General features: G+C 34.3%; 20 protein-coding genes and 1 tRNA gene. 13 read left to right on the top strand and 8 right to left on the bottom strand.

Going from position 1 to position 24,311, the window contains the following annotated elements; genetic code table 11:
• Positions 1 to 137: 137 nt before the first annotated feature.
• Positions 138 to 1,361: an aminotransferase class I/II-fold pyridoxal phosphate-dependent enzyme gene (locus AAON49_RS03185; RefSeq protein WP_349552594.1), complete on the top strand. Its 1,224-nt coding sequence runs from the start codon at positions 138 to 140 to the stop codon at positions 1,359 to 1,361.
• Here the strand turns inward: AAON49_RS03185 and AAON49_RS03180 are convergent.
• On the bottom strand, positions 1,358 to 2,392 hold the full coding sequence (locus AAON49_RS03180; RefSeq protein ID WP_349552593.1) for a metal-dependent hydrolase: 1,035 nt from the start codon (positions 2,390 to 2,392) through the stop codon (positions 1,358 to 1,360). The genes AAON49_RS03185 and AAON49_RS03180 overlap by 4 nt on opposite strands.
• 79 nt (positions 2,393 to 2,471) lie before the next feature.
• Here AAON49_RS03180 and AAON49_RS03175 point away from each other — a divergent pair, with 79 nt between their 5' ends.
• Both AAON49_RS03175 and AAON49_RS03170 read left to right on the top strand, forming a co-directional pair.
• Positions 2,472 to 3,938 (top strand): Na+/H+ antiporter NhaC family protein, encoded by a 1,467-nt coding sequence (locus tag AAON49_RS03175; protein WP_349552591.1) that lies wholly within the window; start codon positions 2,472 to 2,474, stop codon positions 3,936 to 3,938.
• Positions 3,939 to 4,403 carry a GNAT family N-acetyltransferase gene (locus AAON49_RS03170; protein ID WP_349552589.1) on the top strand — a complete coding sequence of 155 codons (465 nt, stop codon included), beginning with the start codon at positions 3,939 to 3,941 and terminating at the stop codon, positions 4,401 to 4,403. It begins immediately after the preceding gene.
• 70 nt (positions 4,404 to 4,473) lie between these two features.
• Here AAON49_RS03170 and AAON49_RS03165 read toward each other — a convergent pair whose 3' ends face one another.
• Positions 4,474 to 6,435 carry a putative porin gene (locus AAON49_RS03165; RefSeq protein WP_349552588.1) on the bottom strand — a complete coding sequence of 654 codons (1,962 nt, stop codon included), beginning with the start codon at positions 6,433 to 6,435 and terminating at the stop codon, positions 4,474 to 4,476.
• A gap of 229 nt (positions 6,436 to 6,664) precedes the next feature.
• Here AAON49_RS03165 and AAON49_RS03160 point away from each other — a divergent pair, with 229 nt between their 5' ends.
• Both AAON49_RS03160 and rnhB read left to right on the top strand, forming a co-directional pair.
• Positions 6,665 to 7,078, top strand: coding sequence for a hypothetical protein (locus AAON49_RS03160; protein ID WP_349552586.1), 414 nt, complete (start codon positions 6,665 to 6,667; stop codon positions 7,076 to 7,078).
• 52 nt (positions 7,079 to 7,130) lie between these two features.
• Complete coding sequence (rnhB, locus tag AAON49_RS03155; RefSeq protein ID WP_349552584.1) at positions 7,131 to 7,730, top strand: ribonuclease HII; 600 nt, start codon at positions 7,131 to 7,133, stop codon at positions 7,728 to 7,730.
• On the opposite strand, the gene lipB is transcribed toward rnhB, so the two are convergent.
• The gene (gene lipB, locus AAON49_RS03150; RefSeq protein WP_349552583.1) at positions 7,719 to 8,426 is read right to left on the bottom strand and encodes a lipoyl(octanoyl) transferase LipB; all 708 of its coding nucleotides are present in this window, start codon (positions 8,424 to 8,426) and stop codon (positions 7,719 to 7,721) included. The two genes, rnhB and lipB, sit on opposite strands and share 12 nt — an antisense overlap.
• Positions 8,427 to 8,503: 77 nt before the next feature.
• On the opposite strand from lipB, the gene AAON49_RS03145 reads away from it, so the two are divergent.
• Positions 8,504 to 11,839, top strand: coding sequence for a zinc-dependent metalloprotease (locus AAON49_RS03145; protein ID WP_349552581.1), 3,336 nt, complete (start codon positions 8,504 to 8,506; stop codon positions 11,837 to 11,839).
• 106 nt (positions 11,840 to 11,945) lie between these two features.
• On the top strand, positions 11,946 to 12,839 hold the full coding sequence (gene gldA, locus AAON49_RS03140) for a gliding motility-associated ABC transporter ATP-binding subunit GldA (RefSeq protein ID WP_349552580.1): 894 nt from the start codon (positions 11,946 to 11,948) through the stop codon (positions 12,837 to 12,839).
• On the opposite strand, the gene dnaE is transcribed toward gldA, so the two are convergent.
• Positions 12,836 to 17,218, bottom strand: coding sequence for a DNA polymerase III subunit alpha (dnaE, locus tag AAON49_RS03135; protein ID WP_349552579.1), 4,383 nt, complete (start codon positions 17,216 to 17,218; stop codon positions 12,836 to 12,838). The genes gldA and dnaE overlap by 4 nt on opposite strands.
• 220 nt (positions 17,219 to 17,438) lie before the next feature.
• Positions 17,439 to 18,287 carry an alpha/beta hydrolase family protein gene (locus AAON49_RS03130; RefSeq protein ID WP_349552577.1) on the bottom strand — a complete coding sequence of 283 codons (849 nt, stop codon included), beginning with the start codon at positions 18,285 to 18,287 and terminating at the stop codon, positions 17,439 to 17,441.
• Positions 18,288 to 18,433: 146 nt separating this feature from the next.
• Here AAON49_RS03130 and AAON49_RS03125 point away from each other — a divergent pair, with 146 nt between their 5' ends.
• The 3 genes from AAON49_RS03125 to AAON49_RS03115 all read left to right on the top strand — a co-directional run bounded on the left by AAON49_RS03125 (position 18,434) and on the right by AAON49_RS03115 (position 19,652).
• Entirely contained in the window at positions 18,434 to 19,003 is a 570-nt protein-coding gene (locus tag AAON49_RS03125) for a 30S ribosomal protein S16 (protein ID WP_349552576.1), read from the top strand.
• A gap of 14 nt (positions 19,004 to 19,017) precedes the next feature.
• Positions 19,018 to 19,545, top strand: coding sequence for a ribosome maturation factor RimM (rimM, locus tag AAON49_RS03120; protein WP_349552574.1), 528 nt, complete (start codon positions 19,018 to 19,020; stop codon positions 19,543 to 19,545).
• Positions 19,546 to 19,564: 19 nt separating this feature from the next.
• Positions 19,565 to 19,652, top strand: a tRNA-Ser gene (locus AAON49_RS03115).
• Positions 19,653 to 19,813: 161 nt separating this feature from the next.
• Here AAON49_RS03115 and AAON49_RS03110 read toward each other — a convergent pair.
• Entirely contained in the window at positions 19,814 to 20,077 is a 264-nt protein-coding gene (locus tag AAON49_RS03110; protein WP_349552572.1) for a hypothetical protein, read from the bottom strand.
• Positions 20,078 to 20,172: 95 nt separating this feature from the next.
• Between AAON49_RS03110 and AAON49_RS03105 the strand changes: the two genes are divergently transcribed.
• Positions 20,173 to 20,559 carry a hypothetical protein gene (locus AAON49_RS03105; protein ID WP_349552571.1) on the top strand — a complete coding sequence of 129 codons (387 nt, stop codon included), beginning with the start codon at positions 20,173 to 20,175 and terminating at the stop codon, positions 20,557 to 20,559.
• A gap of 84 nt (positions 20,560 to 20,643) precedes the next feature.
• On the top strand, positions 20,644 to 21,312 hold the full coding sequence (locus AAON49_RS03100; protein WP_349552569.1) for a tRNA1(Val) (adenine(37)-N6)-methyltransferase: 669 nt from the start codon (positions 20,644 to 20,646) through the stop codon (positions 21,310 to 21,312).
• A gap of 1 nt (position 21,313) precedes the next feature.
• On the opposite strand, the gene AAON49_RS03095 is transcribed toward AAON49_RS03100, so the two are convergent.
• Positions 21,314 to 21,730 carry a TIGR02594 family protein gene (locus AAON49_RS03095; RefSeq protein ID WP_349552568.1) on the bottom strand — a complete coding sequence of 139 codons (417 nt, stop codon included), beginning with the start codon at positions 21,728 to 21,730 and terminating at the stop codon, positions 21,314 to 21,316.
• A 341-nt stretch (positions 21,731 to 22,071) separates the two neighbouring features.
• Between AAON49_RS03095 and AAON49_RS03090 the strand changes: the two genes are divergently transcribed.
• Positions 22,072 to 22,875, top strand: a complete 804-nt coding sequence (locus AAON49_RS03090; RefSeq protein ID WP_349552566.1) for a S24 family peptidase — start codon at positions 22,072 to 22,074, stop codon at positions 22,873 to 22,875.
• A 9-nt stretch (positions 22,876 to 22,884) separates the two neighbouring features.
• Here AAON49_RS03090 and AAON49_RS03085 read toward each other — a convergent pair whose 3' ends face one another.
• Positions 22,885 to 24,255, bottom strand: coding sequence for a saccharopine dehydrogenase family protein (locus AAON49_RS03085; RefSeq protein ID WP_349552564.1), 1,371 nt, complete (start codon positions 24,253 to 24,255; stop codon positions 22,885 to 22,887).
• Positions 24,256 to 24,311 lie beyond the last annotated feature (56 nt).

The following is a 24,311-nucleotide window of genomic DNA, read 5'->3' as shown; positions in this document are numbered from 1 at the left end:
GAATTTTTAAATAATCCTTTATTAGATTATTAATCTTTAGAATTATATAAATATAGAAAATAAAACTATATTTTATATTAAGCATTGATTATTTATCTATTCTGTAATTATTTTGTGGAGGTAAAAATACGACAACCATGAAATTCAATCCAGCAGACAAAATCCAAGATTTACAATACTTTGGCGAATTTGGAGGGGTAAATCCTTCCATTTCAGATTCTTCAACCTACACATTTCTATCGGCAAAAACTATGTTTGATACTTTTGAAGGAAATGCAGATGGATGTTATTTATATTCTAGACACACTTCACCTAGTAATTTATATTTAGGAGAAGCTTTAGCAGCAATGGAAGGAACAGAAACAGCCAACGTAGCTGCTTCAGGAATGGGGGCAATTACACCGGTATTATTACAGTTATGTGAAGCTGGAGACCATATCGTTTCAAGTAGGACAATTTATGGAGGAACCTATGCCTTTTTAAAGAATTTTACTCCAAAAATGAACATTCAAACATCATTTGTTGATATTACAAAATTGGATGTTGTAGAGGCTGCAATTACAGAGGATACCAAGGTGTTATATTGCGAATCTGTAAGCAATCCTTTGTTAGAAGTAGCAGATATTAAAGGACTTTCTGAATTGGCAAAAAAGCACAATCTAAAATTAGTTGTAGACAATACCTTCTCACCACTTTCTATTTCACCAGTAAAGTTAGGAGCTGATGTTGTTGTACATAGTTTAACTAAATTCATCAATGGCTCATCAGATACAGTAGGAGGTGTTGTTTGTGGAACACAAGAATTTATTGATCAATTACGAAATGTAAACGATGGAGCAAGTATGCTATTAGGATCTACCATGGATAGTATGAGAGCGGCTTCAGTTTTAAAGAACTTAAGAACATTGCATATTCGCATGAAACAACATAGCAAGAATGCAATGTATTTGGCAAAAAAGTTCGAAGCTGATGGGTTAAAAACAGTATACCCAGGATTGACATCTCATTCTTCACATGAATTGTTTAAATCTATGATGAATCCAGAATATGGCTATGGAGGAATGTTAACTATTGATGTTGGAAGCTTAGAAAAAGCAAATGAGTTAATGGAGTTAATGCAGCATAAAAACTTAGGATACTTGGCCGTAAGTTTAGGGTTTTATAAAACTTTATTCTCAGCTCCAGGTTCTTCAACTTCGTCTGAAATTCCAGAAGAAGAACAAGCAGAAATGGGATTGTCAGATGGATTGATTCGATTTTCTATTGGTCTAGATAACAATATTGAAAGGACTTATGAAATTATGAGGGAATGTATGATAGAAATAGGAGTGTTGTCTAAAGAAGAAGTTATTTTGGTTTAAAAATCTCTAAAAGCTCTACCATAAATGCCTCCAAAGAAATCCCAAATACTTTCTATTTGAAGGTCTCTTTGAAAACGTTGTGTGTTCCAACGTTCATTCTCTTGAACAAGTTCAAAACTAAATAAAGAAGAATTTGCGTCATCCTCTATCATTAAAGGATAGCGCAAATCTTTGTATATAATTTGTTTAGTAGTATCAATCTTTTGAAGCGAATAATATTCTTTGCTAAACCATCGTAAAACTTTTAAATCAGCATGCTCCATATTTAAAAGATGATGGTTCTTTGGAATGATTATAATCTTATCAGCTACATTATTTTTGTCGAAAATAGAGTAAAAGGCAGCGTAATAATTTTCTTCAGTTTCTGCAACAGAATACCATAAAAAATTATTCAAAATGGTAGGTTGAGCGCTAAACCTCTGGTAAGTAATATTTGCTTCTTTATAAGTTTTCTTAAAAACAGAATCTACATATATTTTATTTCCAAGAGTGAATATAAGATAGGCAGAACTAATATAAATACCTGCTTTTACCCATTTGAATCTTTTCGGATTTTTCCTTTTAAAAAATAATGCAATGATTAATGTTATTAAAAAAGGAAGCGTATAAAAAGGATCGGCAACAGAAATATTATTAAATGCTAAACGATAATCAGTAAAAGGTAAAAATAGTTGAGTGCCATAAGGAGTAAAACTATCCAAGAGCGGATGTGTGAAAATAGATAAGAAAAATAGCCAAATCCAATCTTTAAGATTGGTAGTGTCTTTTCGTCTTCCAGAATTATACAATTCATAAAAAACAAACCCCAGAACCAGCGAAGCAATCAAAGCAAAGACAATAGAGTGCATAAAACCTCTATGAAAGGCTAGTTGATCAATTTCATTTGAATAGAAAAGATTCCCTATAATAACATCCAAATCGGGAACAGTACCGCCAATAGCACCAAAGAGCATGGCCTTGTTGCCAATTTTTTTTCCTAAAGCAACTTCTCCGCAAGCAGCCCCTAAAACAATTTGGGTTAAAGAATCCATAAATGCAAATGTAAGAAAAGAACATATTTGCGTAGCTTCATCGAAAATCGTAACATTACAGGACAAAAAATATCACAAAATGCAAGACGATAAAAACCTATCAAAAATCGATATTCAAGATCAACACATCATGGACAATAAAGAATTGAGTCTATGGGAGTCGTTTATTCCAGTTATAGTTTTGATGGGGTTTCTTGCATACAATATTTTCTTTGCAGATGGAGTAATGTTTGGAGACTATTCCAATCAATATATTCTCTTAATTGGAGGATTAGCAGCGGCACTTGTTGGTTTTTTCAATAAAGTCTCCGTAGTAAGAATGTTTCTGGAAGTTTGGGAAAACTGGAGAAGCATAATGATTCCTATTTTTATTCTATTGCTTGTAGGAGCTTTAGCAGGAACATGGTTGGTGAGCGGCATCATTCCTGCAATGGTTTACTATGGTTTACAGGTGTTAAGCCCTGAAATATTCTTGCCAGCATCCGTAATAATTGCTGCTATTATTTCTATAGCTACAGGAAGTTCATGGACAACTTCTGCTACTGTAGGAATTGCCTTGATTGGTATAGGAAGTGCGTTGGGAATTCCTGCAGGAATGATTGCAGGAGCAGTCATTTCTGGAGCGTATTTTGGAGATAAAATGTCGCCACTAAGTGATACCACAAACCTAGCGCCAGCAATGGCAGGAACCGATTTATTTACGCATATCAAGTACATGGCGTTTACAACTGTGCCTACTATTTTGGTAACTTTAGTTGCCTTTAGTATTATGAGTTTTACCATAGATACTTCTGGAGATGCGGATATAAGTGGGCTACTAGGAACTATAGATAAAACATTTAATATAACACCTTGGTTGTTTTTAGTGCCAGTAGCTGTAATAGCTATGATTCTGATGAAAACAAAACCGTTAATTGCTTTAGGAACAGGTGTAGTCTTGGCTGCAATTTTTGCATTTATTTTTCAATCAGATATTTTAACCTCACTTTCTGATTCAAGTTTTGAATCTATTTTAAATGCCGTGTTTACAGATACGCAAGTTCAAACCGATAATGAAAAACTAACTGAGTTATTTAGCGCAGGAGGAATGGGAGGTATGACTTGGACCATTTTATTAATTGTCTGTGCAATGGTCTTTGGTGGGATCATGGATGCCATTGGAGGCTTGGCAAAAATTACCAAAGCATTGTTATCAATGGCAAGTTCTATTTTTGGATTATTTGCTAGTACTGTGGCTAGTTGTTTAGGATTAAATGTAATAGCTTCAGATCAATATTTAGCGATAGTAATTCCAGGAAAAATGTTCAAACAAGCTTATGAAGATAGAGGACTGGCTCCAGAGAACTTAAGTAGAACTTTAGAAGATTCAGGAACTGTAACTTCTGTTTTAATACCTTGGAATACTTGTGGTGCTTATCAATCAGGTGTGTTAGGTGTAGGAGTTGCCGAGTACTTTTTCTATGCAATCTTCAACTGGTTATCGCCATTTATGACCTTAACATTTGCTGCGTTTAGAATTAAAATCAGACAGCTAACTGCTAAATAGATGATTGTTAGAGCAACCTTAAAAGATGCAACAAAACTTACCGAAATTGCCTTAGCTTCCAAAGCTTACTGGGGGTATACTGCTGAGCAAATAGAAAGTTGGAGAGACGACTTAACAGTCACTCCTGAAATGATTGAAAAGTGTGAGGTTCACAAAGCAATTTTGAACGGAGAAGTAAAAGGGTTTCACATTTTGAATCTAGAAGGTCAAAACGATATGTGTACTCTGGAATTCTTGTTTGTCTCACCCAAATCCATTGGAGAAAAAGTTGGGTATCTACTACTTAAACATGCATTTCAAATTGCACTAGCAAATCGCAAGTTACAAATGACACTGCTTGCAGATCCGAATGCGGCTAGCTTTTATGCTAAATATGGATTTAAAGAAGTGTCTAAAGAGAAAAGTTCAATTCCAGGGCGATTCTTACCTGTGATGGAGAAAGATTTATTAGGAGATAAAGAGTAAAGAGTAAGGAGTAAGGAGAAGTTAAAAAGATAGATAGTTTATAAAAAACATCTTTCTAAAATTCAAAATTCTAAATAAACCAATTCCAAACCAATCCAAATCTAATTACAAAATCACGATAAGGATAGTTAGGTGCAGAGAAATAATTTCGTGTGCCAAAGTTTGATAACGCATTATCTATTCTAAAGAAAAGACGAGTTCTTCTTACTTGCGCATTAAAGAATAAATCAACTGTTGGATAACCAATATCTGTAGCATTTTGAATGGTAAATTCAGACAATATTGGGTTATATGCATTGGCTTTATACTTTGAGAAATACTTAAAAGTAGCTCCTATTTGTACCTGCATCGGTTTTCCTTGAAACCAATAATCAGAATAATACAATGTATTTCTGGTAACCAATGTTGGAACTCTAAAAACAGAACCACCACTACTTACATTTTGATACATCAAGATATTATCTAAAGCAAACTTTTTGTATTTGAATTCACGAGAAGCTTTTAGTTTTAAATAAGTAATGTTTTCTGATGATTGATAGGGTTTATTGTCTTCTCCAAAATAAGTGTAGTTTTCAATATTGGTGAAATTTGCACTCGCATTAATCCATTTAGAGTTGAACTGAAATCCTAAATTCTGGGTTCTTATATTGTCAAAGTTGTTTTGCCAATTGTATTCGTTATAAGTATTTTGATGCAATAAGAAATTAAAATTGGGAGATTTTGAATTTAAGAGTAAGTTAGCCTTAACTGTAAACAAACTATCTTTTTTAAATGATAGGTTTCCATTAAAATTTGTTCCCGACAATCTTCCATTTCCAGGAATAATTTCACCAGAAGCATTAAGCTGAAAGTTTTTCACTTTAGCATTCCAGTCTGCACCAAAAGAGGCTGCGTCACCTTCTAGTTTACGAGTAGTTATAGCACTAGTTTGATTAAATATTTCGCTGTAACCATAGCTGTAATTCATCAAACTTGTTTTTACTCGAAAGGTTCCTAAGACATATTTAGAGTTGAATTCTAAAAAGAATTGATTCTTTAAAAAACTATTTTCGACACGATCGTTAACAGCTCCAGTAATATTAGAAGTTCCTAAAAAAGAAGTAGTAGAATTTTGTCTAAACTCATAGTTTTTTCCTTCAGATAAGAACGTATGACCAATTTTTAAATTGGTAAAATCTTTTTGATTCAAAGAGTCTTTAGCAGACAATAATTTAAAGTCGTGATTCAAATAAACTCTAGATCCTTTAAAAGAGTTTTCTGTGTTATCTAAATTCACATCCAATCGAGCTCTGTCTGTAAAATTAGGATCATTATTAATAAAAGATTGTAAAGCAGTAGTTGTTAGTCCTCCACTTTCTTCGTTTAAGAGGTCTTGAGTAGCTATATGTCCTCTTAAAGTATACTGATTCTCTTTGGTTTCGTAACGAAAAGTAGTTCTGAAATTTCCTTGACTTACTAAAGAGCTTCTATATTTTCCTAAAGAGCGCAAACCTTTGTATGCAATAGAAGCATTAAATCTCCTAGAGAAGTTTAATGTAAAAAACGATTCTAAAAATTGCCCTTGCTCTAAAGTGGTTAGAAACATAATCTCAGAAGTAGGTGTAGGAACATCATAATGGTTAATATCTTCTACTTCCATATAAAAGAATTGCTTGGCTCTAAAACCAATATCTGGTCGAATAGATACTCTATCAAAGTTATACCCTAAGCTGTTAAAAGTTTGTCCGATATTATGAAAAGGAAGCAATTCAAAATTATCCTTTCGTAAGAAATTAAACTTGTAGTGCTTTTTAATAGTGAGCGTTGTATCTATATACGTAGTGTCTTTAAAGAAAGATAAGATTTTATAATCTGTGTATTTGGTCTTTCCGCTTAATTTTACTTTAACGCTACTATTGGTAGTGTCTTTTAAAACTAGATTATTGCCATTTGCATTAAATTTCCCTTTATCTCCTAGTTTTGTTTTTTGAGCAAACAAACCAACATGTCCTAAGAAAACGAGGATAAAAAATAAAACAAGACTTCTTTTCATAAGGAATTTACTATCACAGGCAAAAGTAAACTTTTAAACGGAAATCTACTTTCTACATTTTAGAAAGAAATTTTTTTAACAAGAAATTAATTGCAATTCTATAGGATTTACTAAATTTAGGTGAAGAAAAAGTGCTATGAATCTCATGAATAACTTATTGGATTTTTATTCTTCGGACAATCTTAATGAAGATTTGTAGCTAATTACTAATTAATTAAAAATTTTTATGATGAAAAAAATCGTTTTTCTATTGTTTGCTACTATGGCAATTTCTAGCATTAGTGCACAACAATTAACTGAAGTAACAGATAATTGCGATGAAGTTGTTACAGAGCTTAAAGGTGAAATCTTTTATGGATATGAATTGGGGATGACATGGACTTTTGACACTGGGTCAGGTGGGATTTCTGTTGGACCTGGCTTAATTGTTTATGAAGTTGAAGTTGAAACTGGTTATATGGATGGTTCTGGAAATATGATTTGGGGAGGAACTACAAGCTACACGATTATCAGGTCTGACACTAATGGACGTCCTGATTTCTCTGCTTATGTTGGTCAAAGAACTAGTTATGCTAGATTTAGAGTGAAAATAGTAAATGAAGATGATTGCAATCCTTGGTCTGGTTGGAAGGTAGTTTCTTAAAGAAATTAACAAAACACCATTACAAATTGTAATGGTGTTTTTATATTTGAGAATGCTTAAAAACAATTATAGCGGATTTAAATTAGAAGCAGGAACTGATGAAGCAGGAAGGGGCTGTTTGTCTGGTCCTGTTGTAGCAGCAGCTGTAATTTTACCTGCAGATTTTGAGCATGAATTTTTAAACGATTCAAAGCAACTTTCCGAAACTAAAAGAAAGATATTACGTCCAATTATTGAAAAAGAAGCCCTTGCATTTGCAGTGTCTTTTATTCATAATGAAGAGGTTGATGAATTGAATGTCTTGCAAGCTTCCATTACTGGCATGCATAGGTCTATCGATCAGTTATCTATTGCACCAGAGTTTGTAATTGTTGATGGAAATAAATTCAAACCCTATAAAGATATTCCTCATAAGACAATTGTAAAAGGAGATGCTAAATACATGAGCATTGCTGCAGCCTCAGTTTTAGCAAAAACCTATAGAGACGATTTTATGGAAAAAATTCATCAAGAGTTTCCAGACTATAATTGGAAAAAGAATAAAGGATATCCAACCAAAGAACATCGAAACGCTATTCAGAACTCAGGAGCAACAAAATATCACAGAAAGACATTTAAATTGCTTCCTACACAACTAAAGTTAGACTTCTAGTAAAAATTCTTCTACTTCGAACTCTCTCTTAAAGTGATTTAAAATCTTTTGCTTTACTTCTTCAATATCAATTTTTTTATTGAGTTCAGCTTCTATTGAAGTAACAGCCTTACCACGTATTCCACAGGGAATAATATTGTCAAAATAACCTAAATCAGTATTTACATTTAGAGCAAATCCGTGCATAGTAACCCAACGACTACTACGAATTCCCATGGCGCAAATTTTTCTAGCAAACGGAGTTCCAACATCTAACCAAACACCTGTTTCTCCTTTACTTCTTTCTCCTTTCAAACCATATTCTGCAATGGTTTTTATAATTACTTCTTCTAACAGTCTAAGGTATTTATGAATATCTGTAAAGAAGTTCTCTAAATCTAAAATAGGATACCCTACTATTTGACCTGGGCCATGATATGTAATGTCTCCACCTCTATTAATTTTGTAATACGTAGCATTCTTTTCTTGAAGCTGTTTTTCATTAATTAATAGGTTATCCTGATCGCCGCTTTTTCCCAATGTATATACGTGAGGATGTTCTACAAAAAGAAAGTAATTAGAAGTAATTTCTGGAGTCTCAGCATGCCTATTTTTCCTTTTAACACTTATAATATTGTCTAAAAGCTCTGTTTGAAAATCCCAAACTTCTTTATAATCTTTTGGACCTAAGTCCATTAATGTTATCTTTTTATTCATAATGTATAATGCAAAGGTAAATATTTACCTATATTTGGGAACCATTAATCAATAAACAACCAAAATCTCGGTTTCACATGAAAATAAAATTACCCTTAAAGATTTTCTGTGCTCTTTTTTTTGTTGGTTTTATAGCCAATGCTCAAGAGACGTACTGGAAAAAAAGCAAGATAAGTTCTACCAGTAAAATTGCTGCTTCAAAGAACTTAAAACAAGATCAATACCACATCTTTTCTTTAGATGTGAATGCATTCAAAACCCAATTAACAAGCGCGCCTTTGAGAACAGATATTAGTTCTCGTTCTAATGTGGTGGTAAACTTTCCAAATCAAGATGGGAAGTTAGAACGCTTTTCTATTGTAGAAGCACCAGTTTTATCGCCTAAATTGGCGGCAGAACACCCAAATATAAAAACGTATTTAGGCTACGGTATAGATAGTCCAGGAGCAAGAATTCGTTTTAGTGTAACTCCTCAAGGAATACAAACAATGACTTCTTACATGGATAGACCTAATGTGTTTACAGTTCCAACAGAAAAAGGAAATACTTCAGAATACATTACATATAACCGAGGAGTAAGAGTAAATTCTGTTAAGGATTTTGAATGTATGACAGAAAATGAATTTGTTCCTATAAAAGATAGAAATTCTGTAACAAGTAGAGATGCTAATGATCAAATACTAAGAACATTTAGAATTGCAATTTCTACCAATGGAGAGTATACCAATTTCTGGGACGATGGAAATGCTGGAAATGGAGACGCTCAAGCAGATGCATTAGCTCAGGTTGTTTCTACATTAAACAGAAATAATGAAGTTTTTGAAGTAGATATGGCAGTTACATTCCAACTAGTGACAGGAACCGAGCTTATTTTTACAAATGCAGCTACAGATCCTTATAGTGTTGGCGGATTAAATAATCAATTACAAACAACTTTAACCAATACTGTTGGTGAAGCTAATTATGATATTGGTCACTTACTTGCTTACGGAGGGAAGAATGGAAATGCAGGTTGTATTGGTTGTGTTTGTGTAAACGGACAAAAAGGTAGTGCATTCTCTTCTCACGATTTTCTAGACAATGACGGTGGAGCTTATATGGCTGATTTCTTTGATATCGATTATGTACCACACGAAATAGGTCACCAAATGGGAGCTTTACATACTCATGCGGCAGCTGATAATAATGCAGTAAATTTTGAGCCTGGTAGTGGTACAACTATCATGGGATATGCCGGAATTACTGGTTCTAATGACGTACAAGATCATAGTGACCCTTATTTTCATTATGGTAGTATCAATCAAATTTTAAATAATCTAATTACTCGTACTTGTTGGACGTCAACACCAATTGCTAACAACCCACCAGTTGCCAATGCAGGAAATGATTATACTATTCCTCAAGGAACAGCTTTTGTGTTAAAAGGATCTGCAACAGATGCAGACGGAGGAGATGTTTTAACCTATACATGGGAACAAATAGATGATGGATATACCACAAGAAGTGATTTTAGTCCGACTTTAACGTCTGGGCCATTATGGAGATCAAGACCTCCAACAACAAATACGGACAGATATATGCCAGTTTTAGCTAGAGTTCTAGCTGGGCAATTAACAGAAACCAATCCACTTGAAACGCCAGCTAATACTTCTTGGGAAACAGTCTCAACAGTATCTAGAACTTTAAATTTTGCTTTAACAGTAAGAGATCGTTCTGAAGCTAATGGAACTGGACAATTTCCGCAATCAGATTTCGACTTTATGACTGTTACAGTTGATGGTGCTTCCGGGCCATTTTCTGTAACATCTCAAAACTCAGCCGTAGAATATGATGTAGGAACAACGCAAACCGTAACCTGGCTTGTAGGTGGAACTGATGTAGGAAATGTAAATACACCTACTGTGAATATTCGTTTATCTATAGATGGCGGATTAACTTATCCATTTTTACTAGCTAGTGATGTTCCAAATGATGGAAGTCACGATGTTGGGATACCTGTTATTGGAGGAGAGACTTCTACTGCTAGGATAATGGTTGAAGGACATAACAATATTTTCTTTGCTGTTAATAGTTCAAATTTTTCTATTAAGCTAAGCGAGTTTGCAATAGCAGCTACAAATAGTACGGTAACAGTTTGTTCTCCAGATAATGCAGTATATAATTTAACCTATAATACATTCCTAGGATTTACGGATGTAACTAATTTTACGACTGAAGGACTTCCAGCGGGTGCAACAGGAGTATTTAATCCAACTTCTGCTTCTGCAGATGGAACTGCGTTTACATTAACAGTTTCTGGAACTAACTCACTTGCAGCAGGAAGTTATCCTTTTACAGTAAAAGGAACTTCTGGAGCTATAGAAAGAACAGTTCCTTTAACGTTAAATGTATTCAATCCTACTATAGCAGCTCCTAATTTAACTGCCCCTGCTGATACTACAATAGATTTTTCAGCAACAGGTACTTTAATGTGGGATGCAGATGCCAATGTAGAAAATTATCTTGTAGAAGTAGCTACTGATAACGGATTTGCAAATATTGTAGAGTCTAATACGGTACAAACAAATTCTTATACATTAGCAGGGTTGTCAAATATGACCCAGTATTTCTGGAGAGTTACTCCATCAAATCAATGTGCTACAGGAACGGTTTCTTCAGTATTTAGTTTTACTACAGCTAATTTAACTTGTAATACTTTTGATGCGACCGATTTACCACAAACAATCTCTACATCAGGAGCTGGAAATGTTTATACGTCAACAATTACAGTAACACCGGATTTTCCAATTACAGATGTAAATGTGACGTTTAGCGCAGATCATACTTGGGCAGCTGACTTAGATGTTTTCTTAATAAGTCCAAATGGAACTAGAGTTGAGTTAACTACTGATAATGATGGTGGTGTAAGCGGAGCTGATGATTACACAGATACAGTCTTTGATCAAGAAGCAGCAACATCTATCACTGATGGTTCTGCACCTTTCACTGGAACTTTCCGACCAGAAGGAGATTTGTCTACCATTTATGGTGAAATGTCTGGAGGAGATTGGGTTTTAGAAGTAACTGATGATGCTAATTTAGATGGAGGAACATTTACTAGATTTTCTCTAAACCTTTGTGTGCAAGGAGATATTCTTTCTACAAGAGAAGTGGAAGGAGTGTTTACAAATATGTCTTTATATCCAAACCCATCCGATGGCGAATTTAGCTTAAGTTTTGACACGCAAGGAAGCGATAAAGTTAAATTACAATTATTTGACATCGCAGGTAGAATGGTGAAGCAATTAGACTATGAAAATATATCAGCAAGATTTGCTAGAAGAGTTTCATTCAACGGAGTTTCTAAAGGGTTTTATCTTTTAAAAATAGTAAATGGAACAAAATTCTCTACAAAGAAAATTGTCATAGAATAACAATTACACAATACTCAAAAAAGCCGATTGTTTTAACAATCGGCTTTTTTTATAAACTAAAACCAAATTCAATTCGTTTTAGAAACAATTCACTTACTTTTGTTCTATGTCTATCAAAGTACAATCCGTTTCAAAATCATATGACGCACAACTTGCGCTACATCAGATTTCTTTTTCAGCAAAAAAAGGTGAGATTATTGGGTTTTTAGGGCCTAATGGAGCTGGGAAATCTACCATGATGAAAATCTTAACGGGATACATTCTTCCTAATGAAGGAGAAGTCTCGGTAAATGATATAGATGTACTTTCTAATGCAATTGAAGCACAAAAAAACATAGGGTATTTGCCTGAGCAAAATCCATTGTATGTAGATATGTATGTAAAAGAATACCTACAATTTCAGGCATCAATTTTTAAAGTCCCTAAAGAACGAGTTCAAGAAGTGATTGAACAGGTAGGCTTAACTCCAGAGGTTCATAAAAAAATAGGACAATTATCTAAAGGATACCAGCAAAGAGTGGGAATAGCTGCTGCTATTTTGCACAATCCTGAAGTGTTGATTTTAGATGAGCCCACCACTGGTTTAGATCCAAATCAGTTGCAAGAAATCAGAACATTGATTCAAAAATTAGGAAAAGAAAAAACCATTTTGTTTTCTACACATATCATGCAAGAAGTAGAAGCAGTTTGCGATCGTGTGATCATCATCAAAAAAGGAGAGTTGCTTTTAGACAAACCTTTAAAAGAGTTAAAAGAAAGCAATGAGCAATCTGTAGAAGTAACCTTTGATTATAAAATTGAAGAACAGTTTATTCAGAAACTGCCATATCTCAAATCATTCAAAAATAATTTTGATAACACTTGGTATTTAACGTTTGACGCTCAAGAAGACATGCGTCCTGTAATATTTGATTTTGCTCAAGAGCAAGGCTTGAAGATTCTAGAATTAAGCTCTCAAAACCAGAGTTTGGAAAAGTTGTTTAAGGAAGTGACAAATTAATTCAACTTAAAATTCACATGTTGTTTTTCTAGGGTTTGTAATAGCTCTGGTGTGATTTTAATCTTTGTGTTTCTGCTAGGAACTTCCAATTCTATTTCTTCTTGTACATCATAAATAACAAAACGCAAGGCTTGTTTTCCTGCATGACTCTTGAAGAGTTGTTCGAAACCTTGAATAGAATTGTTATTCACCTGTTCAATTGGAATCTTCACAGTAATCTTTTTGCAAAGATCATCCATTACATCATGTAATAATTTAAACTCCGTGAATTTTAATCGCGCATCACCTTGTACGCCTTCTTTGTTTACCCAGCCATTTAAAATTGTGGTTCTGATAAACAAGAAAGAATTAGGAACCAAGAAGTGTTTGAACTTCAAATAGTCTTCTCCGAAAATTTTAAACTCAAAACTATCAGAATAATCTTCAACATTAAAAATCGCCCAACCTTTTCCAGATTTAGAAACCCGATGTTGAACTTCGGTTACAATTCCACCAAAGACCAAATTATTACCAACATATTTGTTGATGTCTTCTTTAAAATGAGCTACACTGGCGTTGCAAAATTTTAATTCGTTTTTAAAATCATCTAACGGATGCGCAGAAATGTAAATCCCTACAACTTCTTTTTCTTTGGCAAGCTCTTCCATAGTTCCCCATTTTTCACATTCGGGAATATCTGGCTCTGGAAATTGAATTTCAGAAGTCTCTCCAAACAAAGAAACTTGAGACGAGTTTAAGTTCTCTTGGTATTTGTTTCCAAAACGAATGGCTCTTTCTATAAAGGTCTGGCCTTTTTCATCTAGTGCATAATACTGAGCTCTGTGTGTGTCAGAAAAAGAATCAAAACCTCCAGCAAGAATCAATCCGTCAAACGCTTTTTTATTAGCTGCTCTTAAATCAACACGTTTAGTAACATCAAAAATGGATTTGAAGTTTCCGTTTTCTTTACGCTCTTTGATAATGGCTTTAACGGCAGCACCACCAACTCCTTTAATCGCTCCCATTCCAAAACGAACAGCTCCTTGTTTGTTTACAGAGAATTTCAAATAAGATTCATTTACATCTGGACCTAACACTTCTAATCCCATTCGTTTACATTCTTCCATAAAGAAGGATACCGATTTGATATCGTTCATGTTATTAGAAAGTACTGAAGCCATGTATTCTGCAGGATAATGGGCTTTTAAATAAGCAGTTTGATAAGCAATCCAAGCATAACACGTAGAGTGTGATTTGTTAAATGCATACGATGCAAAAGCCTCCCAATCTTTCCAGATTTTTTCTAACTTTTCTTCATCATGACCATTTTTTCCAGCTTGTTCAATAAACTTAGGTTTCATTTTGGCAAGAACCGCTGCTTGCTTTTTTCCCATGGCTTTACGCAATACATCGGCTTCACCTTTGGTAAAATCGGCGAGCTTTTGTGAAAGTAGCATTACTTGCTCCTGATACACGGTAATCCCGTAGGTTTCAGATAAGTATTCCTCCATGGCAGGTAAATCGTATTCGATTTCCTCTTTCCCGTGCTTTCTATTAATAAACGAAGGAATATATTCCATCGGACCTGGTCTGTACAATGCATTCATGGCAATCAAATCACCAAAAACTGTAGGTTTTAAAGAACGCATGTGTTTTTGCATTCCGGGAGATTCGTATTGGAAAATACCAACGGTTTCTCCTCGTTGAAAGAGTTCATAAGTTTTTTCATCATCCAGCGGAAAGCTCTCTGGATCTAACTCAACACCATGACGTGCCTTTACAATTTTCACGGTGTCTTTAATGAGTGTTAAAGTTTTCAACCCTAAGAAATCCATCTTCAACAACCCAGCACTCTCTACCACCGAGTTGTCAAACTGAGTGACATACATGTCTGAATCTTTGGCAACTGCTACAGGAACAAAATTGGTAATGTCGTCTGGTGTAATAATTACTCCACAAGCATGAATTCCTGTATTACGAACAGAACCTTCTAAAACCAAAGCTTTGTTGATAGTTTCGGCTTCAATTCCAGTGCCTTCAGCTATAGCTTTTAGTTCGTTCACCATGTCTTTTTCTTCAGAACGCAAACCAGCTACTTTTCCTTTGCTTTTTGCATCTTCTCCAAAGATGTTATTTAGTTTAAGATTTGGAATTAACTTGGCAATTCTATCGGCTTCAAAAAGTGGTAAATCTAGAACACGAGCTGTATCTCTAATAGAAGATTTTGCAGCCATGGTTCCATAAGTAATAATTTGTGCTACTTGGTTGGATCCGTATTTGTTAATTACATAATCCATCACACGACCTCTTCCTTCATCGTCAAAGTCGATATCAATATCAGGCATTGATACACGTTCTGGATTTAAGAAACGCTCAAAAAGTAGATCGTACTTAATGGGGTCTATGTTGGTAATCCACAAACAATATGCTACCACAGAACCTGCCGCAGAACCACGCCCAGGTCCAACAGAAACATTCATGTTTCTCGCTTCTCTAATAAAATCTTCAACAATTAAGAAATACCCAGGATATCCAGTATTTTCAATTACCTCCAATTCGAAATCCAATCGTTCTTTGATAGATTCGGTAATGTCACCATATCTTTTTTTGGCACCTTCGTAGGTAATGTGTTTTAAATAATTGTTTTCACCTCTTTTTCCTCCATCTTCATCATCTAAAGGATCTTTAAATTCTTCTGGAATTTCAAAAGCTGGTAACAATACATCTCTAGCCAAAGAAAAGACTTCTATTTTGTCTACAATTTCTTGAATATTGATGATGGCTTCTGGTAAATCGGCAAACAATTCTTTCATCTCATCTGTCGACTTAAAGTAGTACTCGTCATTTGGTAAGCCATAACGATATCCTCTTCCTTTTCCTTTAGGAGTGGCTTGTTTTTCACCATCTTTTACACATAATAAAATATCATGTGCGTTGGCATCTTCTTTATTGAGGTAGAAAGTATTATTTGAAGCTACAACTTTGATATTGTGCTTTTTTGAGAATTGTAAAAGAGTCTCATTTACAACTTTTTCATCTTCTTGTCCGTGGCGCATCAACTCGATATACAAATCATCGCCAAATTGTTCTTTCCACCAAAGTAGTGCTTCTTCAGCTTGACTTTCTCCTATGTTTAGAATCTTATTTGGAACTTCACCATACAGATTTCCTGTTAAAACAATAACATCTTCTTTGTATTGTTCTATAATATTTCTATCAATTCTTGGTACATAATAGAATCCGTCAACAAAAGCTTTGGATGACATCTTTGCCAGATTGTGATATCCTTTTTTACTCTTGGCAAGCATGACAACTTGATATCCGTTGTCTTTGATATTTTTATTTGTGTGATCTTGACAAACATAAAACTCACATCCTAAAATTGGTTTTAGAATGGTTTCTGAAGGTTCTTCGCCATTGGCTTCGGCTTCTTCGTTTTTAATGGCAGCTTGTTTGTTATGACCTAAGACTGCTGAAACGAAATGAAAAGAGGCCATCATATTTCCTGTGTCAGTTAGTGCTACAGCAGACATGTTGTCTTGAGCAGCTGTCTTTACAATATTGCCAATTTGAATGGTGGATTGTAATACAGAAAACTGAGTGTGGTTGTGTAAATGTGCAAATTGTACGTCTTTTAATTCTGCTAAACCGTCAGAAGTACTTTTGGTTACTTCCACTTCTTTTAGTGATTCTATTCTTTTACGAATCTTATCACTTTCTTTTTTAAGATTGATGTGCTTCAATCCTATTACCTGAATTGGTTTTGGATTGGTTTCAGAGAAGTTTTCAAAATAACTCTCATCTACATCTAGCTCTTCTTTGGTGAACTCTCTAAGACGAATTAATTCTAGGAAACAGCGAGTTGTGGCTTCTACATCGGCAGTTGCATTATGCGCTTCATCAAATCCTACTCCAAACAAATGATTGTGAAGTTCTGTAAGTGTTGGAAGCTTGAATTTTCCACCTCGTCCACCAGGAATCTGACATAGTAGAGCAGTGTGTTCTGTACATGTGTCTAAAACTGGCAGCTCAGTCAAATTGTTTTCAACGCCCAAACGATGGAATTCACATCCCATAATATTTACATCAAAGCCAACATTTTGTCCGACAATAAATTTTGTTTTTGAGAGCGCTTCTTTAAACAATTCTAATCCTTCATCTAAAGGAATTCCTTGTTCTGCTGCAAGATCAGTAGAAATCCCATGAATACGTTCTGCATCATAAGGAATATTAAATCCGTCTGGCTGTACTAAGAAATCGTTATGCTCTAGAAGATTTCCCATTTCATCATGCAATTGCCATGCAATTTGTATACAGCGAGGCCAATTGTCTGTGTCAGTAATAGGAGCGTTCCAACTCTTCGGTAAACCAGTGGTTTCCGTATCAAAAATCAAGTACATAAGTGCGGATTTCTTTTCTAGAAATTAAGTAGTATAAAAGTAGGGAAAAAGGAGAAATGAAAAAAGAGAAAGAAGTAAGGAGTTATTGGGTTTTATTAACAATTAAGTTTGTTGCTTTGAGTAGGAATTTGGAGAATATTTTTTGTGCCAAGTTGTGTTATAAACCATTCGAGTAGTTTTCTATTCAATCAAGCTGTTGGCGTGATCACTCGAACTGACATTAGTCTACGTGCAAAAACTCAAAAGTTTTCTTTAAAACGAAGTCAAAATCTTCTGGAAAAGTTGATGCTTCCCAAGGTTGCTTGGCTCCAAAGACATGATTGGCATTTGAGACTTTACACAATTCACTATTAGGATTCCATTCATGTAATTTTTCAGCATGAGAAAAAGGAACTGCAATATCACCATCGCCATGAATAATCAAATGTGGAATGGTAATGTTCTTACAGGCTGTTTTGATATTCAAACGTTCTTTGTTTTTAATAAAATCTTCATAGAACTGAATATAATGAGGCATTTGCTGTTTTGTGCGTCCGTTTTCAATATATAAAACACCTTCTTTTTTCCATTGATCTAATTCGTCTCCTTCCTGAAACATTGATCTGCTGAGAGTGCACACAGCTGCCCAACTAACCACTTTTTTAATCCTTGGATCTTTTCCTGCAGTTAAGGTAACCATTCCACCACCTCTAGAATGACCAATTAAAATAATATTGCTGGTGTCTATTTCATGATGATGCTCATTGTTTTTGGTAATCCAGTCAATTACAGTTTGCAAATCATCATATTCAATGCTGTAATTATTCTGTCCGAATGCTTCCAAATCAGGAAAATCAATTACCTGTTCTGGAGTTCCTCCGTTGTGTGAAAAATTGAACTTTAATAAGGCAAATCCTTCCTCTAGAAACGCTTCGTTCATCTTTCCAAAAACACCCCAATCTTTATAGCCTTTATAACCATGTACAAAAATGACCAAAGGTTTTTTAACTCCATTTTTGTTGTAAAAAAGATCGGTAACAATGGGTCTTTTGTGTTTTCCTTTGAGCGGATAGTTTTTTAGAATTTGCATACCAAGAATAGATTTTGGTAAAAATAAAAGATTTAAGTGGTTGTTATTGTATCTGTTGAAAAAGATTTTTGTACATTTGCGCCCACTTATCACGAGATGGTAAGATTATTAATAACCAAGGTCGAGAACCTTAAAAAATTAAAAAAATGTCAGTAAAAATTAGATTACAAAGACACGGTAAGAAAGGGAAGCCATTTTATTGGATTGTTGCAGCTGATGCAAGAGCAAAAAGAGATGGTCGTTTCTTAGAGAAATTAGGAACTTATGATCCTAATAAAAACCCAGCAATTATCGATTTAGATGTTGATGGTGCTGTAAAGTGGTTACAAAACGGAGCGCAACCAACTGATACTGCAAGAGCAATTTTGTCGTACAAAGGAGCGATGTTAAAAAACCATTTAGCAGGAGGTGTAGCAAAAGGAGCTTTCACTGAAGAAGAAGCTGAGAAGAAATTCCAAGCTTGGTTAGATGAAAAAGCTGGTAAAGTTGCTACCAAAGAAGAGAGCTTAGCTAAAGCGAAAGCCGAAGCAAAAGCAAAAGCATTAGAAGCTGAAAAAGCTGTAAACGAAGCAAGAACTGCCGCTGCTGTTGAAGTAGAAGAGGAAGTTGCTGAGGAAGCTACAGAAGAGGTTACTGCAGAAGCTACTGAAGAAGTTGCTGCTGAAGAAACAGCTGAAACTACAGAAGAAGAAACTAAAGAAGAGGCTGCAGAGTAGTCGCTTTTACGAGGATGCGTAAAGAAGATTGTTTTTATTTAGGCAAAATCGTTAAAAAACATAGTTTTAAAGGCGAAGTTATTATCAAGTTAGATACTGATGAGCCTGAACTGTACAGAAATATGGAATCAGTATTTGTCGACTTAGGAGGCAATCTGGTTCCATTTTTTATTGAAAGAAGTTCTTTAAGCAAAGGAACAATGCTTCGTGTAAAGTTTGATGATGTAAACTCAGAAGACGAAGCAGATTCTATTATGAAATCGGGAATCTATTTACCTTTAGACTTATTGCCAAAATTAGAAGGAACTCAGTTTTACTTTCATGAGGTGATTGGTTTTAAGGTGATTGATGCAAATCATGGTGAAGTTGGAGTAATTGTAAACATAAACGATACGGCTGCTCAAGCTTTGTTTGAAATAGAAAGGGGAGACAAAGAGATTTTTATTCCGTTGATAGATGACTTTATTAAGAAAGTAGACAGAGAAAAGAAAGAAGTACATGTTGAAACGCCTGAAGGGTTGATAGACTTGTATCTATCCTGAGACAAAGTTCAGTATAAATAGAGAGGTGGCCGAGTGGTCGAAGGCGCACGCCTGGAAAGTGTGTATACTCCAAAAGGGTATCGAGGGTTCGAATCCCTTCCTCTCTGCAAAAGGAAACCGCAACGAACGTTGCGGTTTTTTTGGGTAAAGTAATTGCTATGAAAAAGGAAATGTACTGTAAAAGGTACTCTAAGATGGAGGCAGTAGACCCCATCTTAGTGTGTACCTAGAGTATTACCCCAACACTCTATATAATTGTTATTTACGTTTAAATTGTTCTTTTTAATATCTGTTGTTTTTGTATTCGTTGTTGTTCTATTTCTTGTTTTCTTTTACTTGCTAACTGCCAAATAGCGGCTTCGATATCTGGATTTTTACGTACTCCTTGAAAGACCATTCTTATGTATTGGATACTGTGTTCTTTTCCGTTTCGGTTGGTGATTTTTTTCTCTTTCAAAATTTCTAGAATATCATCTGCATAATATCCCTGAAATAATTGGCGCAATTCTTTTCTTTCTATTTCTGTAATCATAGGAATTATTCGTTGATTTTAACATATTTGTTATTATATTGTTATAGTTTTGTAGTAAACAAGATACGTAAATAAATTTACAAATCAAAAAATTAATGGTAAATAAATTTACTAACATAAAAGAAAGAGTAGTCCTAATTGCTAAGAAACAATCTATCTCTCAAGAACAGTTTTTTCATAGTATTGGGATGACTTCTGCGAACTTTAGAGGAAAGGCAAAAGAGACTCCTTTAAATTCTAAAGCGATTGTAAATATAATTACAAAGTATCCTGAAGTAGATTTGTATTGGTTGTTACTTGGAGAGAAAGAAAACCAGCAGGCCAATGTTGTGAATGAACCAGGGTTAGAGTATAAAACTATTCATCAAACCTGTGAAGAAAAAGACGAAATTATTGCCATGCTAAAGAATCAAATTCAGGATTTAAAAACAGACAAAGAAGACTTGAAAAAACTGCTTGGATTGGCTCAAGGAAAGAAGTAACTTTCTCCACTCTTAAATTCCAATATTATTAGCGCAAAACCATTTCATTTTAAAGAATTTACTATTCATCAAGATAAAACGGCTATGAAGGTAGGAACCGATGGTGTACTTTTAGGAGCTTGGTGTTCTGTAGAAAGTTTTCCAGATTCTATTTTAGATATAGGATCGGGTACGGGTTTGATAGCTTTAATGCTGGCACAACGTTGTGACGCTATGACTATTGATGCTGTGGAAGTTGATGAACAGGCGTATGAGCAAACAGTAGAAAACTTTGAACAATCTGATTGGGGAGATCGTTTGTTTTGCTATCACAGTTCGTTTCAAGAATTTGCTCAAGAAATGAGTGAAGAAGAAGAGCAGTACGATTTGATTGTTTCCAATCCACCATTTTATACCGACGAATTTGAAACCGAAGATGAAGCTAGAAACAAAGCTCGTTTTACATCTTCACTTTCATTTAAAGATCTCATAGAAGGTGTTGGAGAGTTATTGTCTTCAGAAGGAAAGTTTGCAACCATTATTCCTTATAAAGAAGAGCAAGACTTTGTTGATTTAGCTTCAGAAAAGAATTTATTTCTTAATAAAGTTTGTAGAGTTAAGGGAACTGCTAATTCACAATCTAAACGTAGTTTACTAGAGTTTTCATTTGAGCAAACAGAATTGATAGAGGAGGAATTGATTATAGAAATCTCTCGTCATGAGTATACAGAGGATTATCAATCGCTAACAAAAGATTTTTATTTAAAGATGTAGTCTAGGCTATTTTCTTTAGTTTTCTAAAATCTAGGATACAGCTTTTTGCATAGGCTTTAATACAAACCTTGTTTCTTTGATCTCCACCAATAAGATAAATATACCTTTTGGTTTCTTTGATAAAGATGCCTACATGATCTTGTTCATTTTCACTTAAAACAACAATGTCTCCAAAACTTGGAGAGCCAATAGATTCGCCAACAGACAACCAGCTTCTGACATCTAATTTGCCTGAATATTCGTATCCAGCATTTTTAACAACCCAATTTACAAATGCGCTAGACCAAGACGTATTCCTTTTTAAGTCGTTTTTTGCACACCCAATTGCTTCTAAATATTTAACAATTTGTGGGTGTATTTCCTTGTCGTGTTTTTCGTTAACTCCGTATTGAGTTAAGGCTATTTCTACTGTTTTCATTTTACTATTTTTTTCTAATTCTACAATTGGTTGAATTGGTAGAAAAGTGCAAAAAAGTATTCTTAGCTCCAATCAAAATTTTGTGAACTTCACAGCAACTTTTCCCAAAAACGACGTTATCTCTAGAAGAGGATTCAAATAATTATACTCTAAAGAATGTGGCAAGAAATATGCACCTTTCTATCAATATTATAAGAATCATAAGAAAGAGATTCTTCTAGAAAGTTGCCTAAACAAAAACAAATGTTTAAATTAGCAACGTAATATGAGACAAATATAAAACATATTACATAATTTCAAAACAGAAATGAGATTTTTTTTAAGAATTTAGATAATAAAAGGTGAGTAGTATATCTCTTAAAATAAAAGAAATTATTGATCATTTTCAGTTGAATAATTACTCTTTCTCTAAACGAATTGGAGTTACAAGTACAACTGTAGATAGTATTATTAATGGTAGGCCTCAGTCAGATGGTACTCGTAAAAAAACCAAACCGGGGTATGATGTACTCATGGCTATCATTAATGAATTTGGGATCAATCCAGACTACTTGTTTGGAAAAGATGAGCAGATGATTCGTGTGCAATCTCAAGAAGTTCAAACATATTCAGGAATTCCGCAAGTTGTCGCTGTAAATTCAAGCGGAAATGAGAATGTAATTTATGTTCCTATCAAGGCTAGAGCTGGATATTTGAATGGCTATGGTGATGCAGATTTTATTGAAACACTTCCTACCTTTAGTATGCCTCATTTAACCCATGGTACTTATCGCTGTTTTGAAGTGTTCGGAAATTCTATGGTGCGTACTTTTTTTGATGGTGATTTAGTTTTTGGAAAGTATGTAGAAAGTTTCAATGATATCAAAGATGGAAGAGTATATATTATTGTGAGTAAAAATGATGGAATTGTTCTAAAAAGAGTCATCAATAGAATTGAAGAAAGAGGGAAGTTAATTCTTAAAAGTGATAATAAGAATGGAAACTACCCAAGTTATACCATAGATGCAGAAGAGATAATGGAAGTTTGGTATGTAACCATGTTTGCCTCTAAGCAAATGCCAGAGCCTATGGATATTTATGACAAGTTACACGAACTAGAAAGTCAGTTAGTAGAATTAAAAGAATCTGTAGGGTTAGACCGCTAGAAGATCTCTTCAACCGATTACATTCTCAGGATTGTATCCTAAATAAGGTACTTTCTTCTCAGAAAATTGAATTCCATATTCTTTAAGTTCTTCCAAAATTGGCACGTATACTTCTTTACTAATTGGTAGTTGAACTCCAGGAGTGGTAATTTCACCATTGAGTATTTTTAAGGTGGCAATAGCAACAGGTAATCCTACAGTTTTAGCCATGGCAGTAAAGATCTGATTTTCACCTTTCACAACCATACTACTTTCTATCTGGCGTTTTTCACCATTAATTTCGTACCCAAACTTATGATGCATCACAATCATGTCTTTGTCATCCTCTTTTAAGGTCCAAGAATCCGACAATATTTTTTGAAGAATTTGAGCTGGTGTTGCATTTTTCAATCCAACTTTTTTATCAGCATTAAAAATATCTAACTCTACCAATTTGTCCCACATTACATCATCTTGATCAATCTTTAAATACGAACGTAGTTTTAATTCAACCGAATCGCTTGGAGAATAGGCCAAGAAAAGATTTGTAAAATCACGATAACTCATGTTTTCAGAATCTTCAATTGTATAAGTATCATCAGTCATTCCTAATTGTACGAATGTATTCCAAGCTCTAGAGAAACCAACTTTTCTAATGGTTCCTCTGTACATGGTGGGTATATTGTCTAAACCATAAACACTTCTATATTTTAAAGAGTCTCTATTGGCATAAGCTTCAAACTTTCCATCACCATTCAGGGTTAAAAATTCAGTTCTTCTAAAAAGCTTGTGATAGGGAATGTATTTATAGGTTCCTTCCTGAATAAATTTAGCAGCACCTCCTTGCCCGGCTACAACTACATTTCTTGGGTTCCAAGTAAACTTATAGTTCCACAAGTTGTCATCACTTTCTGGCGCAATCAACCCACCTGTAAAAGACTCAAATAATAATATTTTAGCGCCATTGTCACGAATTCTATCTATGACATCCATGGCACTCATATGATCAATACCTGGATCTACACCTATTTCATTCATAAACACCAGTCCTTTTTCTTTTGCAGCCTCATCTAATGATTTCATTTCTTTAGAAATATAAGAAGCTGTTACCATGTGTTTTCCAAACTCAACGCAATCTTTGGCTACTTCTATATGAAATCTAGCAGGTAACATAGAAACCACGATATCTGCTTTTTCGATTTCAGCTTTTCGTTGAGCCTCATTAAAGACGTCAAATTTTAATGCTTTGGCATTGGTGTGATCTTGAATTCTTTCTTCGGCATTTTCCAAAGAAATATCAGCAACAGTTATATACAGTTTCTCTGAATTGGATTTATCCAGTAGATACTTAATTAAAGAAGAGCTAGATCTTCCTGCTCCTATTACTAAAATGTTTCTCATCTTAGAATTATGATTAATTTTGGTTGATTGTAGAACGAAAATATAAAAAAACATTG

The organism is Pseudotenacibaculum sp. MALMAid0570 (genome assembly GCF_040151415.1).
Taxonomy (GTDB): domain Bacteria; phylum Bacteroidota; class Bacteroidia; order Flavobacteriales; family Flavobacteriaceae; genus Polaribacter.
Note: the sequence above shows the minus strand (reverse complement) of the source record. Positions and strands in the feature narration are given on the sequence as shown.

What these genes read in the sequence shown, in the direction of transcription:
- AAON49_RS03185 (WP_349552594.1), top strand. Translation starts at nt 138, where the DNA reads ATGAAATTCAATCCAGCAGACAAAATCCAAGATTTACAATACTTTGGC.
- AAON49_RS03180 (WP_349552593.1), bottom strand. Translation starts at nt 2,392, where the DNA reads ATGGATTCTTTAACCCAAATTGTTTTAGGGGCTGCTTGCGGAGAAGTT.
- AAON49_RS03175 (WP_349552591.1), top strand. Translation starts at nt 2,472, where the DNA reads ATGCAAGACGATAAAAACCTATCAAAAATCGATATTCAAGATCAACAC.
- AAON49_RS03170 (WP_349552589.1), top strand. Translation starts at nt 3,939, where the DNA reads ATGATTGTTAGAGCAACCTTAAAAGATGCAACAAAACTTACCGAAATT.
- AAON49_RS03165 (WP_349552588.1), bottom strand. Translation starts at nt 6,435, where the DNA reads ATGAAAAGAAGTCTTGTTTTATTTTTTATCCTCGTTTTCTTAGGACAT.
- AAON49_RS03160 (WP_349552586.1), top strand. Translation starts at nt 6,665, where the DNA reads ATGAAAAAAATCGTTTTTCTATTGTTTGCTACTATGGCAATTTCTAGC.
- rnhB (WP_349552584.1), top strand. Translation starts at nt 7,131, where the DNA reads ATGCTTAAAAACAATTATAGCGGATTTAAATTAGAAGCAGGAACTGAT.
- lipB (WP_349552583.1), bottom strand. Translation starts at nt 8,426, where the DNA reads ATGAATAAAAAGATAACATTAATGGACTTAGGTCCAAAAGATTATAAA.
- AAON49_RS03145 (WP_349552581.1), top strand. Translation starts at nt 8,504, where the DNA reads ATGAAAATAAAATTACCCTTAAAGATTTTCTGTGCTCTTTTTTTTGTT.
- gldA (WP_349552580.1), top strand. Translation starts at nt 11,946, where the DNA reads ATGTCTATCAAAGTACAATCCGTTTCAAAATCATATGACGCACAACTT.
- dnaE (WP_349552579.1), bottom strand. Translation starts at nt 17,218, where the DNA reads ATGTACTTGATTTTTGATACGGAAACCACTGGTTTACCGAAGAGTTGG.
- AAON49_RS03130 (WP_349552577.1), bottom strand. Translation starts at nt 18,287, where the DNA reads ATGCAAATTCTAAAAAACTATCCGCTCAAAGGAAAACACAAAAGACCC.
- AAON49_RS03125 (WP_349552576.1), top strand. Translation starts at nt 18,434, where the DNA reads ATGTCAGTAAAAATTAGATTACAAAGACACGGTAAGAAAGGGAAGCCA.
- rimM (WP_349552574.1), top strand. Translation starts at nt 19,018, where the DNA reads ATGCGTAAAGAAGATTGTTTTTATTTAGGCAAAATCGTTAAAAAACAT.
- AAON49_RS03110 (WP_349552572.1), bottom strand. Translation starts at nt 20,077, where the DNA reads ATGATTACAGAAATAGAAAGAAAAGAATTGCGCCAATTATTTCAGGGA.
- AAON49_RS03105 (WP_349552571.1), top strand. Translation starts at nt 20,173, where the DNA reads ATGGTAAATAAATTTACTAACATAAAAGAAAGAGTAGTCCTAATTGCT.
- AAON49_RS03100 (WP_349552569.1), top strand. Translation starts at nt 20,644, where the DNA reads ATGAAGGTAGGAACCGATGGTGTACTTTTAGGAGCTTGGTGTTCTGTA.
- AAON49_RS03095 (WP_349552568.1), bottom strand. Translation starts at nt 21,730, where the DNA reads ATGAAAACAGTAGAAATAGCCTTAACTCAATACGGAGTTAACGAAAAA.
- AAON49_RS03085 (WP_349552564.1), bottom strand. Translation starts at nt 24,255, where the DNA reads ATGAGAAACATTTTAGTAATAGGAGCAGGAAGATCTAGCTCTTCTTTA.